Raw genomic sequence first — 18663 nt, 5'->3', positions numbered from 1 at the left:
CCTGATCTACTCCTAGCAAAACCTCCCTGTTAAGTTAATTTATTGTTTTTATTTTGTAATTTAAACGTGTTTTTTTAGTGAGCAAAATTAAACAATCCTTATAAACCAATTTTTTACTAACCAATCAGATCCAACCAGTTTATTTTAAAAATAATATTGCTTTAGCTCAGCGTTGATAAGGCATATACTGGAAAAATTGTTTTTAAATTTTAATACTTTGAGTGACATGTCTGCTAACTTATCAAAAAATGATTTAATGGCTATTTTTGAAGAAATTAAAAATGAGCAGGCTACCCAGTTTCCTCTTTCTGAGCGATTCATAAAAAAATTGTTTAAACCCGCGGTGTTAGCAAAAGGTAAGTCGTATTATAAAAACGGCCAAATAAGTTGGTTAGAACATAATGCAGATTTTTCTGTGGTTGACTCTACGGTGCAAGGTGATAAAGGAATCGCGTTCAACCAACGTATTGAGATCAGTAAATTACCAACTGGCTATTCAGTCGACACACACTGTACTTGTAATGTTAAAACTAAATGCCGCCATTTGGCTGCAATTTTGTTAAAACTTAAAATTGAACACTCAGGTGAATACGGCGAAGACTATTTTATTAATGACTGGTTTAGCGAACTTAGCTCGCTTAAAAACACCGATCAAGCTCATCCATCACAAGTGTTACTGTTTGTATTAGATATTGAAAACGATAAAGTATTTTTAACGCCTAAAATTGCCAACTACGATAAAAATAATAATTATGCATTAGGTCGCAATTTAACTGAGCAACAGCTTAATAGTTTTGTAACCCCTAGCGACCTGCTAGAAAGTGATTTTAGATTATATAGCTGGATCCGCTCGCAAAATGCGGTCGGTAATATTGAACTCAAAGGTCAATGGGGCTTTAACGCGCTGCAGCAATTACTAGCTACAGAACGATTATTTTTACAGCGTTCGCGAGTACCTATAAAAGCGCAACCTGGCTTACCCCTAAATTTTGTTTGGGAAAAACAAAAAGAAGTCACCCAGTTAAAAATTCATCTTGATCAAATTCCTAATTGGGCGTTAATTAAAACTACGCCGCCCATCTACTTAGATTTAGATAAATACAAGCTAGGCCGCATTCGCACGCCGCTCAGTGCAGACGAAATTGCTCATTTACAAACAATACCTGCACTTCACGATACAAACTTTGATCGAATTTATAAGCAGCTTGCTGATAATTTTGGTGCCGGTGTTATTCCCCATCCTACTAATGCACCAAGCATACCTGTTAAGTCGTTGAGTAATGCCGTACTTAAAGTCAGCATGTCGGGCTCAGTAATGGCTATTTCGTTATCGTTTAAGTATAAAAATAAAAACTACTTAGCAGGTACAGCGCCTGAAAAACTAATAAACAGTGCATTTGAAAACACCGTTACCAACGAGCTGGTCAACTTAGGCTTTGATTTTTGTAAAGGGGGTTTACACAGCGAGTTTATTTTTAGTCAGGAATCAGCTATTCATTTACACTGGTTAGCGCATGAGGTGTTACCAAGCTTTAAGCAACGTGGTTGGCAAGTATCAATGAGCAAAATAAATATTGCCGATACTAAAAACCAAATTTCCTTGCATGTAAACAGAGCTGCTGGGCATCAAATGCATTGCAAAGTTGTGCTTAACGATACCAAAGTGGCCACTTTATTTAATGTAAATAATAAACTGTTTGAATCGTTAAATCGTCAAAGCGAATTGTTTTATTACTATCCTGTTGGCCGTCAATTTGGAGTTATAGATAAGGCTGCGTTTAATTTATTAATTGAGTTTAAATTGCGATTTGAGTTTATTAAAACGCGCGACGAATTTAATATTCCACTTTCATACTTACCTGAGTTAGTTAAGCACACAGCCATTAATGTTGAGCTACATGATCCGTCATTAGAGCGCTACCTTGATGAGCTAAGCAATGACGCGCTGTTATCGCCCAATATCGCCATTCATGGCTTACACGATTCTGTGGTGCTTAGAGAATACCAACAAGAAGGCGTAGCTTGGCTTAACTTTTTAAAGCGTAATCAGCTAGGTGGTATTTTAGCGGACGATATGGGCTTGGGTAAAACTTTGCAGGTGATTGCTTATTTAGCCAGTTCTTATAATACTCCGCAGGCTGGCCCTACGCTTATTGTGTGCCCTACAAGTTTAGTGAGTAATTGGCAAAACGAAATTACCAAGTTCGCAAAAAGCTTAAAAGTGACCACTATTTTTGGTGCACACCGAAATGATTCGTTGCAGCATTTGGCACAAGCGCAGTGTATTTTAACCACCTATCCGTTATTAAAACGTGACATTGCTTATTATTCGCCACTGTATTTTGAAAACATTATTCTTGATGAAGCGCAGTATATTAAAAATGATACGGCACAGGTATCGCGGTTAGTTAAACGTTTGAATGCCGATTTTAAGCTTTGCTTAAGCGGTACCCCAATTGAGAACAATTTATTTGAATTAAAGTCGTTACTCGATTTTGCTATGCCTTCGCTATTAGGTTCCCAGGCGCACTTTAAGCAGCACTTTCAAGGTCCTATTGAGCGCGAAAGTAACATTGAGCGTGCAGAGCAGTTAAAAGCGTTAATTATGCCGTTTATTTTGCGCCGGACTAAAGCCCAAGTAGCTCAAGAACTGCCGCAAAAAACGGAGCTTGTTAAAGAGTTTGAGTTTGAGCCTAAACAAAAAGACATGTACCAAGGCATAACACATGCGCTTGAAGAAAAACTCATTGATTTATTTGCCGAGCAAGGCGTGCAAAAAAGTAAACTCGCCTTTCTAGAGGCACTATTAAAACTTCGCCAAATTTGTTGTCATCCTAAACTTATTGAGCCAGAAACCGACGCTGCTAGTGCTAAGTTAGAATGGTTATCAAGCCATTTACCTTTAATGCTCAGCCTTGGCCGTAAGGTGATTATATTCAGCCAGTTCACCTCTGCTCTTGATTTAATTGCCGAGCGTTTGAATACACTTAACATTAAATTTAGCATGTTAACTGGGCAAACGCGCCATCGCGATAAAGTGATAGACGAATTCACCAGTGGCACTACTTCGGTATTTTTAATTAGCTTAAAAGCAGGTGGCACAGGGCTTAATTTAACCCAAGCCGATACCGTTATTCATTTTGATCCTTGGTGGAATCCAGCTGTTGAAAAGCAAGCGACCGATCGTGCTTATCGTATTGGCCAAACTAATCCGGTATTTGTGTATAAATTGATTATGGCTAACTCTATTGAACAAAAGGTGTTTCAAATGCAGCAAGATAAACAAGCGCTTGTAGATGCATTATTTACTGAAAAATCAATGAGTTTTACCCAGTTTGACGAACAACAAATGTTGTCTTTAATTAAAAGCTAAAATAATTTTAAAAAATCATGACGAGTTTTTGAACTTATTTAAATTGTGGGCGTCTATTAATACAGCTTGGTTAAATTGCAGTTTCTCCAAGCTTTCATGTTGATATCCCATATAGTAGTTACTAGACATAGTAATGATTAAGCCAGCCAGTTATGTGCTGGCTTTTTTTTGCTTTTAAAAATATTTATTTTTTTATTAAATTTATTTTGAACTAATCAATAATAGCTGGGTCTATTAATATGCTTGTAGTTGATATGTTGTTATACAAGTTTCATGTTGATTTCCCTGTTTGATTACTAATTTAGTAATATTGAGCCAGCTTTATTAGCTGGCTTTTTTTATGCTCTAAATTCAACTTTTTAAAAAATTATTTTGAACTAATTTAATCAGGACGCGTCTACTATTATGCTTGTAGTGATGTGTTGTTATACAAGTTTCATGTTGATTTCCCTGTTTGATTACTGATTAAGTAATATTGAGCCAGCTTTAATAGCTGGCTTTTTTTATGCGCTTAATTTAGTGCGTTACCCCTACTGCTAAAGAGCGTTATTCGTTATGATGGCATGTCACTAAATTTTAAAAGTTTATTTTATGTTTACTTCGTTTTTATCCCATTTAGATTGGTTAAGTGTAAGTGCTGGCGCTATAACAGGCATGGCTATTTGTGGTGTTGTATCAATGCAATTAAGCAAAAAAATAAAGCGCCAAGTAAATGAGCAACAACAACAGTTAATGTTATTACAAAGCCAGCATGAGCAAACACAAAGCCAATATGCCGCGTTGGTTGAAGAGCACGATTTATTAGGACTTACACATCAAGAGCAGCGGGATCAGTCTCAGCATTTTAAAACCCGTTTAACTGAGCAAGAAAAGCAAAGCCAACTTTATAATCAATATTGGCGTAAAGCCGAAGCCGAGCTAACCGCCCTGCGCGAGCAATACAATCTGCGCGATGTAGAGCTTAATAATATACGCACTACCCTTGAGCAAAAGCAGCAACATTTTAGTGAACAACTCGCCCATATAGAGCAAAGTAAAGAAACGCTTAAAAAAGAATTTGAAAATTTAGCTAACCAAATATTAGAAGAAAAGTCGCAAAAATTTAAAACCCTCAATCAAGAAAGCATAGAGCAGTTACTTAAGCCGGTTCAAGGTGAGCTAAAAGGCTTTAGAGATAAAATGGAGTCTATTCACGTTGAAGATTTAAAACAACGTGCTGCACTTAAAACTGAGCTGCTGCATTTACAAGCCAAAAGCCAAGCAATTACCGAGCAGGCCGATAAGCTAAGCAATGCCTTACAAGGGCAAAAGAAAACCCAAGGTAATTGGGGCGAGTTAATGCTTGAAAACGTGCTTGATAGCGCAGGCCTGCGCGCTGGCACCGATTACAAGCGAGAAGTGTCGTTTAATACCGAAGACGGCCGTTTGCGCCCTGATGTTGTGGTGTATTTACCTCAAGGTCGACACTTAGTGATTGATGCTAAAACATCGTTAAATGCCTATACCCGTTATGTAAATGCCGAAACAGAGCTTGAGTCTCAACAAGCGATTAAAGAGCATGTAAATGCCGTAACTGCCCGTATAAATGAGCTGGCCAGTAAATCGTATGATCGCCTACCAGGGATAAACTCGCCTGAGGTTGTTATTATGTTTGTACCCATAGAATCCGCCTTTGTAGAAGCACTTAAATACCAAAGCGACATTTACCAGCAAGCAATAGAAAAAAACATTTTGGTTGCTACCCCTACTACCCTGCTAACCAGTTTAAATATTGTTAAACAGTTATGGCGCTTTGAAGAGCAAACTAAATACTCAAAAGAGCTGGCTAATCGTGCTGAGCGTTTTTACAGTAAACTCAACGGCTTTTTAACCAGTATGGAAGGCGTGGGTAAACAGCTTGATAAAGCCAAAGAAACTTACGATAAAGCATTTTCTCAGTTATACCGTGGTAAAGGTAACTTAATTAAACAAGCCTCAGAATTTAAGGAGCTTGGTGTATCGGTGCAAAAAGAGTTACCTCAAGAAAGCGTTGAACGCGCTCACTTAGAGCTTGATGAATAAACACCACATATAATATTTGCGCACTAAGGTTGTGCGTTTATGTGGCTAGTTATTTACTAACTGCGCAGGCACTATAATAATATCTGTCCTTTAGGATTAACCACATGCAACGCCCAACTGTTTTTTTCATTTCTCATGGTGGCGGCCCAATGCCATTACTAGGTGATGTCAACCATGCAGAAATGCGAGCCTGTTTAGAACAGGTTGCCGCTACAATCCCAAAGCCTTCTGCTATTTTAATGGTCAGCGCGCATTGGGAAGCTCAACCAATTAGTATAACGGCGCACTCTTCACCGCCGCTTATTTACGATTACTATGGTTTTCCTGAGCAGGCGTACCAATTAACTTACCCTTGTACTGGCCAGCCGCAACTTGCTAATTTAGTACAACAAGCGCTCGCAACACATAATATTGACTCAAAACTCGATCCACAGCGTGGTTTTGATCACGGTATGTTTGTACCGTTAAAAATTATGTATCCAGAGGCCGATATTCCCTGTGTGCAAATATCCTTGCACCCAAGCCTTGATCCGCTGTTGCATGTTGAAATTGGTAAAGCGTTGCAAAGTATTGATTACGATAACTTATTAATTATAGGCTCAGGCTTTACCTTCCATAATATGCGCGCTTTTGGTGTTACTCAGTCAAACGATGTTAACCAGCAAAATCAGGCATTTGAAAATTGGTTGGTAAGCACAATCGCAGATCAAACATTAACCGAGCAACAGCGTGAACAGCAATTATTAGCATGGCAGCAAGCTCCAGCTGCACGCTTTAATCACCCCAGAGAAGAGCACTTGTTACCGCTACATGTATGCTATGGCGCTGCTATGTGTTCAAGTACTGAGGTATTTGAATTAAATATTGCCAATAAGCGAGCCAGTATGTATTTGTGGCGATAACACAACTGCTATTAGGTTTGGGTTTAAATCGTTCTTAGCTTCGATAAAGGTGCTGATATTTAGCGTGCTATTTTGTTACAGTAAATGTAATAAGCGCCTTAATTTAGAATGCGCTCTAACCGAAGACTAGGAACAATAACAATGAATCTGATCAAAACATCGGGCTTGGCACTGGCCATTGTTGCAGGCTTAGGCTTGCAAGCATGTTCAAGTACCAGCATAACAACCAACAATAATGCAGCGATGAGTACCGTGAATAATCCATTAAGCCTAGCGCAAATTTATAAAGATAAAGAGTTTAAAACCCAGCGAAGCACTTACTTTAAGTGGCTAGACGATGGTACCGGCTACACTGTGCTTGAAGAGCGCGAAAGCGAAAAAGAAAAAGCAGACGATAACAACGCCGATGACGAAAAAGAGCACGGCGTAAAAGGCAACGACATTGTATTTTACAATGCTGACGGCACAGGCCGTAAAGTACTGGTTGAGTTTGAAAAGCTACTGCCAGAGGGCGCAGACGAGCCATTTGCAATCGAAAGCTATCAGTGGTCAAAAGACGGTAAATGGCTGATGGTATTTACCAACAGTAAGCAAGTTTGGCGCTCTCGCAGCCGCGGGGATTTTTGGTTACTTAACCTTGAGACTAACCAGTTACAGCAATTAGGTGGCTTGGATGTTGAGCCAACTAAGTTAATGTTTGCTAAGTTCTCGCCAGATAGCTCAAAAGTAGCTTACGTACGCGATAACAATATTTATATGCAAGCGGTTGGTAGTAACGATGTAACCGCGCTTACAACCGATGGTAGCGCCACCATAGTTAACGGTAATTTTGATTGGGTATACGAAGAAGAGTTTACTATTGCCGATGGTTTTCGTTGGAGCCCCGACAACAAATCAATCGCCTATTGGCAGCTTGATACCAGTGACGTTAAATTTTTCACTATGATCAACAACACTGACGAACTGTACCCTACCCTTAAAGAATTCCCTTATCCTAAAGCGGGTGAAACCAACTCTGCCGTGCGTGTTGGTGTGGTAAGCCTTGATGATAAACAAACCCGTTGGGCTGAGCTTGAAGGCGATAACCGCGACCGTTACATTCCGCGTATTAGCTGGGCAGGCACTGGTAATGAATTAATGATTCAAGATTTAAATCGCCCACAAAGCCATAACAAAGTGTGGTTGTTTGATTGGCAAAAGCAGCAACTGACTAAAATTTTAGAAGACAAAGACGATGCGTTTATAGAATGGTTTTATAAAGCCAACTGGTCAAAAGACGGCGAGTTTTTTATTTGGCATAGCGAACGCGACGGTTGGCGTCATCTTTATCGTGTATCGCGCGATGGCAAGACTATTATCGACCTAACCCCTGGCGATTACGACATTATTGATATGCTGAGCATCAATGAAGATAAAAACGTGATGTATTTTATTGCCTCGCCAAACGATCCTGGTCAGCGTTATTTATACAGCACACCGCTTGATGGCAGCAGCAAACCGGTACGGGTAACACCTGCTGAGTTTGAGGGATCAAACAGCTACTACATGTCAAAAGATGCCTCATGGGCAATGCATACTTACTCAAAATTTGGTACGCCACCGACTAAAGAGATCATTAAAGTGAGCGATCATAGTAATGTAAAAACCTTAGTTGAAAATACAAAGCTTAAACAAAAGCTTGCTGAGCAAAGCTTACCAAACCATGAGTTTTTTAAAGTAAATGCGCAAGATCGCACCGAGCTTGACGGCTACATTATGTTCCCAGAGAACATGGATAAAAGTAAAAAATACCCAATTGTATTTTACGTATACGGCGAACCATGGGGCTCAACCGTGCAAGACCGCTGGGAAGGCAACAGTTACCTGTATAAATCACTGTTAACGCAAAAAGGCTTTATTGTGGCATCGGTTGATAACCGTGGTACACGTGCACCAAAAGGCCGCGATTGGCGTAAATCAATCTATAAAAAAATTGGTTCTATCACAGTGCAAGACCAAGTAGACGCCCTAGATGCTATGGCTAAACGTTGGGATGTAATAGACACTGACCGCGTTGGCGTGTGGGGTCATTCAGGCGGCGGTAGCTCAACCCTTAACTTACTGTTCCGCCATGGTGATAAATTTAAAGTAGGCATTGCCTCAGCACCCGTGCCAGACATTCGTTTGTACGACACCATTTATCAAGAGCGTTATGCGGGCAACCCAAACACCGATCCTGAGAGTTACGATAACACCTCGCCGATTACCTTTGCTAAAAACCTAACCGGTAAGCTATTACTTATTCACGGCACAGGCGATGATAACGTGCATTACCAAGGCTCAGAACGCTTAATTGACGAACTCGTTAAGCATAACAAACATTTTGAGTTTTTCTCATACCCTAACCGCTCACACAGCTTACGCGAAGGCAAAGGCACCACTTTGCATTACCATACTATGATGGCTGACTTTTTTGAAAAGCACTTACTAACCAAGTAATCGCTTTAAAAGTAAAATACTAAAGCCGCACACTAATTATTAGTATGCGGCTTTTTTAATCAAAGTGTAATGGGGGTTTACAAAGCGTAAGTTGGATAGAGTGCAACGAAACCCGACAATAATAAAAAATGACTTATACACTCAATGTCATCTAAAATAGCGAAGGCTCACCATGTTATTAGCCATTTTTCAATTTCGATAACATCATCACGATCAAACACCATTAAACTTGAATGAGAGCGAGCATTAAAAGTTATTTTTTTTACTAACTCATTTTGTATAGATGAAAAGTAAGCCGGGGGGGATAGAGAGTCAACATCTGAGTTAATTAACAATACAGGCTTTTTAGTCTCAGTTAATTTAGGCAATAAATTTGTTTCTTGAATGGTTACTCCTGCCTCAAACATTGCCTGGTTAACAATATTATCAATCTCGCTATGAAAAAAATGACTAAGCAAAGGCGATTTATAAGGTAAGTACTCCTTAGCTGCAACGTCAAAACTCATCATTGGGGTAAGTAAAATAGCAGCGTCAACATATTCTGATGATAATAAGTTACTTGCAGTAAGTGCTCCCATAGAATGGCCGACTACAACAGTCTGGTTATTTGTTTGATTTAAAAGTGATTCAGCAAGCAGTTCATTTAAAATGCCGTGCTCTTTTGCTGCAAATACAAATGCTTCAGTTGATTCACCATGGCCAAAAAGATCTGGAATAATAACGTTCATACCAATCGCTCTAAAATAGATAGCTGAGGCCATCATTGCTTCTTTACTGCCCCCATAGCCATGAAGTAATAAAGCAGTGCCTTTAAAACGATTAAATGTATCTGGTGTCATTCTGTGTGAAATTGTATTTTCTACATTATTACCAGTTGCATGAAGGTTGTAATAAACAGAACTCTCTTGCGAAAATTCGGCTGCTTGATAAGGTTCAGCAGTCAGATATGTAATGCATTGAGTGGTACTAAAAGAGCAAAATTTTTGTTTTTCAAAGCCAATGTCGCTAGGTTTTGCTTTTATAAACTGTGCTTCAGAAAGATAGATACCGGGGTTTGACATGGCGTAACTGCCAATTGAAGTACAGCCAGACAAAGAAAATATATAAAGTGTAACTGCTAATAGTTTGGTGAAATTTTCCATTTTTGCTTCATTAGTTAAACTTGAACATCAACACTTTAATTAAGCAGATAACGTCCTATGAGGTGGAGGAGGTTTTAGCCGTTAGTTAGGCATTTTTTATTATTTCAAAGTACCTTAACAGTATCTTCTATCCACCTCAATTTTCTCGAGTAAATAAATCTGTTTGGCATTAGGTAGACACTTGCTTATTAATCAAAACCCAAATTTAGTGCTTTGTTACGACTTTGAGTTACTTTTTTATCTAAGTTTTATGGATTTAGGGGCTGAAATTTAACTCTCTTTTTTAATCAAAATTTAACGGGGGGGTCAAAGGTTTTGTTTGAAGTACAACAGCACCCAACACTAACTATAGGAAGTCCATACTGAATGAAAAGTTATTTATCGAAACAGGCTAAAACGTTGTGTTCATGAGGAACTTTTATTAATCCTCATTTCCTTGTTTTAACTCAGCCGCCCAACCATTTCTTTAACCACTAAAAACTGCACTTGTCTTAACATTCTTAATTCCGCTGCGCGTACATCCGCAGATGGCATATTTACAACTTCTTGGTATATGTTGCTAAATTCACTCTCTATATTATCTACAAAATAACTTAGTTGCTTTACTGCGGCAGAGTTTGGAATACCGAGCTCTTTTGCAAAAGCGATTACATCTGCTTTAGTAACATCACAAAAACGTTTTTTATCATTGATAGGAACGGATAAGGCTTCTTCTAGAGGGTTACCACCTTCTGAAACATAAATAATGGTGCTTAATAAATCATAAAACGGTGTTATTTGCGCAGATCCGTTTTCGTAATAAAAGCTAATATTTTTTAAATGCGCATCCCCATTCCCGACTAATAAATTATAAATCACCCATTGATATAACTTGATGGCCGTTGCCGCTTTAGGCCGTACGTTATTGAGTATTTTTTGATATGTTTCAACCGTTGATGCAGAATATTTGGAGTGCCTGCTATAACTTAATAACTGGCAACTATCTATAATATGCTTACGCTCTTGATCAGGATAACTTCCTATACGGTCAAAGCGCTCAACTAAATAGGCCGGCTCGGGCGTATAAATGAGTTCTACATTGGGTACATCTATTCCTAGGCGCTTGGCTAGTTTCATCATAAACCATTCATTGCATGTCGTTTGCCAATATTGGTCTGGCTCAGAATGATCTGGTTTAAGTATATGAGTTGAAGGTGTGCCTTCATTTCCTTCAAATAATTCATCGCCGAGCTTAATAACTAGCATTTTATGCTGCGCGCCAGCAAGTGACATACGGCTACTTTGGCGGATATTTAAAGGTGCTCTGGGTAAGTTTTTAATTCGCCTAGATAGCTCGGCAAAAGGTAACGGTATTGCACTAGGGCTTGGAAAATCGACATGCTCTGGTAATAGCGTTAAAGCACCAGCAGACTCAATGCCGGATGCAGTAAGTAGAGCAAATGAATCCTCGTGATCCACTTTCACTTCTTTTGCCAATAACTCACGTGCATTTTCTTCTGGCAGTAAATTATCAAAAAACTGCTGCACAGGCCGCGTAGTACCAGAATCAAGAATGATTTGATCTTGTAATGGAATGCTGGGAGTTATTGCAAATTTATTAGCTGAGTTAAGCCAATCTTGATCGTATTTAAATGACCAAAAACCGTTACTATCTTGTAATTGACCCATGAGCTGTTTGCCGGCATAAACATCAAGTGATCTATTATTCATGCTCAGCCACCATGTTCTGGATTTGCATTAGTAATTTATTTTTAGCCTTTTCATCATGTTGAGGTACAACCACGTCTATTTTTACTTCTAAGCCTAAAGCTTCCATTAAATCGAACGCGCGGCCAATTGATAACGAACCTGTGCCATTTTCAAAATCACTTACTGTATTAATACTAATACCGGAGAAATCTCCCGCAGTTTTTTGATCAAGCTTTTGGCTTTTTCTCACAATGCTTGCCAATTTACCTAATTGTTTTGCTGACTTTATCGTGACTTCCATAACCAATCCAAAATTCACAGTGTTTTGTGAATAATAGTTAAAAAAGTACAAAAAAGCTAATAATTCACAATATTTTGTGAATTATAGCGAAAGCTAACTCACTAAAGGATAAATTCACAGTATTTTGTGAATTAGTAAATTAATAGGCATGAACCTAATAAATTCACAATAAACTATGAATTTAGGTAATTGAAAATTTCACTCTCTTTTTAATCAAAATTGTGTGAGGGGTTTACAGCTGAGGTCAAAGGTTAAAGGAACAAGGTCAAAGAATTTTAGTTACGGTAAGTTGGGTATAGCCGAACAAAACCCAACAAGGAAATACTGCTCAATAGGTAATAAGTGAATCGTTTAATGTTAAACACAGCTTGGTACGAGAATAGAAATAAAAAGAGTAGCATCCTTGCTACTACAAGTGCGATATTAAGAGCTTGGTTGCGAAGGTTGATACTTATTAACGAGAATGTGCTGCAAACTTTTAAGTGCCCGCTTTATCGCTTGCAGCATACTTCTTCCCTTTGTATTTACATTAATACTGGGTAGCCCAGGCAAAAGAATATTAATTTTGCATTGCTGCAAAGTGCCGTGGCGCTCACTCGAAAGATCATTTATTTGAATCTCTACTTTACGAATATTTAAAGCATGTTTTGCCAATTGGCTTTTTATCAACTTCAAAAGCGACATCTTTTCACTTGCGTTAATTATCTTATTTTTAACTGTAAGTTTTAGCTTCATGCAATTACACCTTTTAATAGTAACTATGTTGCAGGCATGACTGTAATCTACTAACTTAGTGGCAAAGGAAAAAGCTGATTATTTCTTACTTTAAAACAGGTATTTTCGAATGATTACCAACATCAACTACAACCACTTATATTATTTTTGGCAGGTAAGTAAGCACGGCAGTATTGCTGCGGCGAGTAAAATACTTAATTTAACGCCGCAAACGGTCAGCTCGCAAATTACTAACTTAGAGCAACGATTAGGAAAACCACTGTTTGTTCGCCAAGGCCGAGGCCTACAGTTAACGGAGTTTGGCCATGTAACTCAGCAGTACACCAATGATATGTTTGCTATTGCTCACGAATGGTTAGAAACTACGCAAGGCGATACCACGCAATACTCACGAACGTTAAAGGTGGGTATTTCAGATGTGTTACCCAAATCATTGGTGTCGAAGTGGCTAGCGCCTTTAATTAATAACGACCGTATTACCAACTTACACTGTATTGACGGCCAACAAGATGAACTGCTGGCGCAAATGGCGATTCATAAGCTCGACTTAGTGTTAGCCGATAAACCACTCGATACCACTTTATCATTTAAGGCGTTTTGTCATGAAATAGGCAAAAGCCAAATCGCTCTTTTTGGTAACGAAACATGGCATTCGCAGTTACATAAGCAGTTTCCACAGTCTTTAGACAACAAGCCTTTAGTGCTCCCCGCAAAAGAAAGCCCCGTCGCGCGTGCTATTTATTATTGGCTGCAAGAGCAACAGATTGAAATGACAATAGCTGGCCATGTTGACGACAGCGCATTAATGAAGTCGTTAGGTGAGCAAGGGTTTGGCATATTCCCTGCGCCTATTTTGGTAAAAGCCGAAGTGGAGCGCCATTACGACGTTAATTACATTGGTACAATTGATAATGTTTATCAGCATTATTATGCGTTTACACCCGACAGGCTCATTAAAGACAGTATTTATGACGAGTTTATAAAGCACGCGCAAATGACGTAGGTTTTAGTTAATCGCCTTAAGGTTAACGGGCGTCGGGGGGCGGGTTGCGGGGGCTAAAAGCTATTATTTAACCTCGACGCGGGGTGAACCCGCTGCTACTAGTAGCTAATACGGTAGCAGCGGCTTTATGCCGCGTCTTTTTAAGGCTCATATAAATGCTCTTATCGAGTAAACATATTGATTGCCATTATTATTAATAAGCCGGCAAATATTTTCTTTATGGTTGAAACTGGCAAATAATGGGTGGCTTTAGCACCGAGTGGCGCAGTAAACCATGAGGTGCATACAATACCCAATAAAGCGGGCAAATACACAAAGCCTGCAAATCCTTCTTTTAGGCTAAATAACTGGCTGCCTGAGCTGATATAACCCATTGAGCCAAACAGGGCTATCACAATGCCTGAGGCAGAGGCGCAGCCAATGGCTTTTTTCATATCAACAGAAAAAAACGTCAGTAACGGCACTAATACTGCCCCGCCGCCAATGCCAATCATGGCAGACAAGCCACCGGTTATGGTCGTATAAACACTGAGTAACCCTTTGTTTGGTAACGGGCGCGCTATTGCTGAGTCATTCTTACCTGAAAAAATCATTTTTAATGCAATTAGCACCACGCTTACAGCAAATACCAAACGCACTACATGCTCGGGTAACAGCGCAGCTATAAAGCCACTAATAAGCGCACCAAAGGCAACGCCTGCCATAACCCAAGGTGCAATATCCCACGGTACATTGCCATTTTTATGATGCGCAATAGCCGACGAGGTCGAGGTAAATAAAATAGAGGCCAGCGAGGTCGCAATGGCAACCACCACTACTTGTTCAGGTGGCAAAGCATTAAAGTGCAGTAATATCATGCTGAGTATGGGCACAATCACCAGCCCGCCCCCTATTCCTAATAAGCCTGCTAAAAAACCAACACCGCTACCTAATATGGCGCAGTATATAATTAACACTATTAAATCACTCATTCCTTTTGTCTCTTCTTATGTTGTGGAAAGTTCTGCGACGGCGAGCTGCTTAATAAAGCGCTTAAGCTCACCTAAGTTTATTCGAGTATATCAACAACCGTTTATGCAAATTGGACTTTAAGTACTTATGAGCATTGAATAATACTCACGTTTTGTATGAATAAATTACAACACCCGTAAAAACATCTAGAAATCTAGACTTCTAAAGTGGGTTTTGTCTGAGTGGGAGCGTCTACTAGCCTAATTTATCCATTCAACTTTGTTAAAGAATGAATCTGGCTCATGTTTTACCTGAAATAATACCGTTTTTCTTCATGCTACATAGCGCGTATAAATTTATTAACTCTGCAAAGCACCATTACAGTTATCCCGTTAGTTTGGTTTTAACAGCGAGTAATGTGTCATTGATAAAAGCAGTAACAACTCAAATTGAAAGGATACGGCTATGAGCACTGATCTTACATTTACTATTAAAAGCACTAACTTGGATGAAAACTACCATCCATCAAATAACACACGAATTACGACCAATTTCGCTAATTTAGCTAGGGGTGAAAGCCGCCAACAAAACCTGCGTAATACCCTAAAAATGATCAACAATCGTTTTAATGCACTGGCCAGTTGGGATAACCCACAAGGGGATCGTTATGCGGTTGAGCTCGAGATCATTTCGGTCGATTTAGACATTGCAAGCAATGGTCAGGCATTTCCGTCAATTGAGGTATTAAAAACCAATATTATTGACCGCCAAACCAACGAGCGAATAGAAGGCATGGTGGGTAATAACTTTTCATCGTATGTGCGCGACTACGACTTTAGCGTGTTATTGCTTGAACATAACAAAAGCAAACCGCAATTTAGTATTCCCGATAACTTTGGTGACTTACACGGCAAGTTGTTTAAATGCTTTGTAAACTCAAATACCTATAAACAGCACTTTAAAAAGCCACCGGTTATTTGTTTAAGCGTGTCTGATAACAAAACCTATCAGCAAACCGAAAACTTACACCCTATTTTAGGCGTAGAGTATCAGCCTAATGAGTCGTCGTTAACAGAGCAATATTTTAAAAAAATGGGCTTACAAGTGCGCTACTTTATGCCACCAAACAGCGTTGCACCGTTAGCGTTTTACTTTTTTGGTGACCTACTTAACGACTACAGCAACCTTGAACTAATTAGCACTATTAGCACCATGGAAACGTTTCAAAAAATTTATCGTCCAGAAATTTATAACGCTAATGCCGCCGCAGGTAGTCGTTATAAACCGAATTTAAAAAATGACGACCATTCGTTAACGCAAATTGTGTATGACCGCGCAGAACGAGGTCAATTAGCGGTTGAGCAAGGCAAATTCACCGAGCAGCATTTTATTAAGCCTTATCAGTCAGTGCTGCAGCAGTTCTCGGCAAGTATCGCTTAATCACACAACAAAATTAAAGGCAGCATTTATTATGAAAAAACTATTACCCACATCATCAGCAGGCAGCTTGCCAAAACCGTCATGGCTTGCTGAGCCCGAAACCTTATGGTCACCGTGGAAATTACAAGGCAGTGAGCTGGTAGATGGCAAACACGACGCCCTACGTATTTCCCTGCACGAGCAACAAACTGCAGGCGTAGATATAGTCAGCGACGGCGAGCAAACCCGTCAGCACTTTGTAACCACCTTTATTGAACACTTAAATGGCGTTGATTTTGAAAACCGTAAAACAGTTAAAATTCGCGACCGTTACGACGCCAGCGTACCCACAGTGGTTGGCCCTGTGTCTCGTACTAAATCGGTATTTGTTGAAGACGCCAAGTTTTTACGCCAGCAAACTAGCCAACCAATTAAATGGGCACTGCCTGGGCCAATGACCATGATCGACACCCTGTATGACGATCATTATAAAAGCCGTGAAAAACTAGCATGGGAATTTGCTAAAATACTCAACCAAGAGGCCAAAGAGCTAGAAGCCGCAGGGGTTGATATAATTCAATTTGATGAACCCGCTTTTAACGTGTTTTTTGACGAGGTGAACGACTGGGGCATAGCCTGCCTAGAGCGAGCTATAGAAGGGTTAAAATGCGAAACCGCCGTGCATATTTGCTACGGCTACGGCATTAAAGCCAACACCGATTGGAAGAAAACCCTCGGCACCGAGTGGCGACAATACGAAGAAGTATTCCCTAAGCTGCAAAAATCGAATATTGATATTATTTCGCTCGAATGCCAAAACTCACATGTACCCATAGAGCTACTAGAACTCGTGCGCGGTAAAAAAATAATGGTAGGCGCAATCGATGTAGCCACCAATACTATAGAAACACCCGAAGAGGTGGCAAAAACCCTACGCGAAGCGCTTAAATATGTAGATGCTGACAAACTCTACCCCTGCACCAACTGCGGCATGGCCCCCCTACCCCGCGACATCGCAAACGGTAAGCTCAACGCCCTAAGCAAAGGCGCAGAGTTAGTACGTAACGAACTATTAGCAGCAAATGTCGCTTAATTTTTAGTTATAGCTGCTGTAAAAAAGCCACACCTAAACATAAGTTAAAGTGTGGCTTTTTTAATCAAAATGTCATGGGGGTTTACAGTTGAAATGAAAGTTAAAGGTGATATGGTCGAACATCATTAGATAGAAAATCAGTTTAAACTGGGAGAACTTAGGTCAAATCTAAATTGGCAAATCAAGTACTGAGCCAGTACAATTTAATGTATTTTAATGCCCTTTTTCATTGCATAAACAACTTTAGGGTCGTGTATAACATATTCAACTCCCCCTCCAGCTGTCTTTCCACCAGTTTTTTTGATCAAACCAATTTTTTCCATGTTAGTAACATAATTATCCGTAGAACCGCCAGTTCGTGCTTTATCATTCAGTTTGCTCTTTGAGAATTTAGGGGAGTCAAGTTTTTGCAGGTGTTGAATGTATGAGTATACATCCATAGTATTTGCTCTAGCGTTAGCTTTTCGTGGGTAATACTCATAGTAGTTAAACTCTCTGACGAATCTTTCTATTCCCGCATCAACTGCTTTTTCTGATATTTTTGAATTTTCATCCAGTGCATACTGTGATCTTAATATTGAATCCATGATATGCCAGAGATCTCGGGGGTTATTGTTTGCGAGCGGAACAACTTTATCCAATAACGTGTTTTCGTTCTGTGTTAGCATATCTGTAACATTAACGACTTTTCCACCTGAGTATGCCTCAAGTCTACTATTGAGAACCTGCACCAACTTTTCCTCCGTCCATTCAATGTTATGAGTGTCATGTTTCTGAGTTCGAAACTTATCCTTTAAAAATCGATAAGGCACGGACCACACAGATATAACCAATTGAAGATTATCGTGTAAGAGCAATTTACTATCTTTCAGTATAGGTTCAATAAAGTCAGATATTTTTTGGGCGTCGTTATTAAACCTATCATCTTCGTCTAATTTGTCTAGAATAACTGTTAATCGTACATAGCCAAGGGAGTGAATTAAAGAGAGCAGTCGATCAAAGAATACAAAAGATTCTTTCTGATCAATAAAGTCTGTTTTCGCTCCGATATTAATTTCCGGAAAGAAGTTTTTCACCTTTCCTTCATCAATCGGTGGTAGATTGGAAAAATGCTTAGATACTAAATCGGATACTATTGTCGTTGTGGCAGTAGCTCCCCAGTTTAGAAGTCCTCGAAATTTGTTGTAAACCCAGTTCCCTGCTCTTTTAGTTTTGCTGACTTGTATTTTTTCTATATCGCTTCTTAGTTTAGCTTTAGATATATTGGAAACATAGCGATCTAAAAGGTATGACAGTAGTAGCTTTTGCTCTTCATTCGCTCTGACAATGCGCTTTTTATCAGTTGTAAGTTTAATGAATAACTCTTCAGCGATATTTTTTATTAGAAATACATGAAAGTCTTTAGGTTGTGGTTTCATTTTTAAACTTGAATAATCGTCTAAAGATACTAATAGTGCATCTTTCTGTGGTTTGCCCCCTAGCCTATTAACCAAGAACGTTTTCCCTGTCCCTCGCT

Annotated in this window: 13 protein-coding genes; 7 read left to right on the top strand and 6 right to left on the bottom strand. The window is 39.3% G+C overall.

Features of this window, described 5'->3' with window-relative positions; genetic code table 11:
* Positions 1–226: 226 nt before the first annotated feature.
* The 4 genes from P20439_RS02765 to P20439_RS02750 all read left to right on the top strand — a co-directional run bounded on the left by P20439_RS02765 (position 227) and on the right by P20439_RS02750 (position 8814).
* The gene (locus P20439_RS02765; RefSeq protein WP_036932780.1) at positions 227–3373 is read left to right on the top strand and encodes a DEAD/DEAH box helicase; all 3147 of its coding nucleotides are present in this window, start codon (positions 227–229) and stop codon (positions 3371–3373) included.
* A 591-nt stretch (positions 3374–3964) separates the two neighbouring features.
* Positions 3965–5434: a DNA recombination protein RmuC gene (rmuC, locus tag P20439_RS02760; protein ID WP_008464462.1), complete on the top strand. Its 1470-nt coding sequence runs from the start codon at positions 3965–3967 to the stop codon at positions 5432–5434.
* Between the two features lie 104 nt (positions 5435–5538).
* Complete coding sequence (locus tag P20439_RS02755; RefSeq protein WP_008464460.1) at positions 5539–6336, top strand: class III extradiol ring-cleavage dioxygenase; 798 nt, start codon at positions 5539–5541, stop codon at positions 6334–6336.
* Positions 6337–6477: 141 nt separating this feature from the next.
* Entirely contained in the window at positions 6478–8814 is a 2337-nt protein-coding gene (locus tag P20439_RS02750) for a S9 family peptidase (RefSeq protein ID WP_008464459.1), read from the top strand.
* A gap of 167 nt (positions 8815–8981) precedes the next feature.
* Here the strand turns inward: P20439_RS02750 and P20439_RS02745 are convergent, their stop codons facing one another.
* From P20439_RS02745 to P20439_RS02730, 4 genes are all read right to left on the bottom strand, one after another.
* Positions 8982–9956 carry a carboxylesterase gene (locus tag P20439_RS02745; protein ID WP_008464456.1) on the bottom strand — a complete coding sequence of 325 codons (975 nt, stop codon included), beginning with the start codon at positions 9954–9956 and terminating at the stop codon, positions 8982–8984.
* A 441-nt stretch (positions 9957–10397) separates the two neighbouring features.
* On the bottom strand, positions 10398–11666 hold the full coding sequence (locus P20439_RS02740; RefSeq protein WP_008464455.1) for a HipA domain-containing protein: 1269 nt from the start codon (positions 11664–11666) through the stop codon (positions 10398–10400).
* Positions 11659–11946 carry a helix-turn-helix domain-containing protein gene (locus P20439_RS02735; protein ID WP_008464453.1) on the bottom strand — a complete coding sequence of 96 codons (288 nt, stop codon included), beginning with the start codon at positions 11944–11946 and terminating at the stop codon, positions 11659–11661. The genes P20439_RS02740 and P20439_RS02735 overlap by 8 nt, the downstream gene beginning before the upstream one ends.
* Positions 11947–12369: 423 nt before the next feature.
* Positions 12370–12681 (bottom strand): hypothetical protein, encoded by a 312-nt coding sequence (locus tag P20439_RS02730; RefSeq protein WP_008110823.1) that lies wholly within the window; start codon positions 12679–12681, stop codon positions 12370–12372.
* A 109-nt stretch (positions 12682–12790) separates the two neighbouring features.
* Here P20439_RS02730 and nhaR point away from each other — a divergent pair, with 109 nt between their 5' ends.
* Positions 12791–13684 (top strand): transcriptional activator NhaR, encoded by an 894-nt coding sequence (gene nhaR, locus P20439_RS02725; RefSeq protein ID WP_008464451.1) that lies wholly within the window; start codon positions 12791–12793, stop codon positions 13682–13684.
* 161 nt (positions 13685–13845) lie between these two features.
* On the opposite strand, the gene P20439_RS02720 is transcribed toward nhaR, so the two are convergent.
* Positions 13846–14655 carry a sulfite exporter TauE/SafE family protein gene (locus P20439_RS02720; RefSeq protein WP_008464449.1) on the bottom strand — a complete coding sequence of 270 codons (810 nt, stop codon included), beginning with the start codon at positions 14653–14655 and terminating at the stop codon, positions 13846–13848.
* 445 nt (positions 14656–15100) lie between these two features.
* On the opposite strand from P20439_RS02720, the gene P20439_RS02715 reads away from it, so the two are divergent.
* Both P20439_RS02715 and P20439_RS02710 read left to right on the top strand, forming a co-directional pair.
* Positions 15101–16075, top strand: coding sequence for a DUF1852 domain-containing protein (locus tag P20439_RS02715; RefSeq protein ID WP_008464448.1), 975 nt, complete (start codon positions 15101–15103; stop codon positions 16073–16075).
* A 31-nt stretch (positions 16076–16106) separates the two neighbouring features.
* On the top strand, positions 16107–17147 hold the full coding sequence (locus P20439_RS02710; RefSeq protein ID WP_008464446.1) for a methionine synthase: 1041 nt from the start codon (positions 16107–16109) through the stop codon (positions 17145–17147).
* Positions 17148–17350: 203 nt separating this feature from the next.
* Here P20439_RS02710 and P20439_RS02705 read toward each other — a convergent pair.
* The coding region (locus tag P20439_RS02705) for a P-loop ATPase, Sll1717 family (protein ID WP_036932778.1) at positions 17351–18663 on the bottom strand (1313 nt) is incomplete at its 5' end.

This window comes from Pseudoalteromonas sp. BSi20439 (genome assembly GCF_000241165.1).
Classification (GTDB): Bacteria; Pseudomonadota; Gammaproteobacteria; order Enterobacterales; family Alteromonadaceae; genus Pseudoalteromonas.
This window is presented reverse-complemented; position numbering and strand designations above follow the sequence as displayed.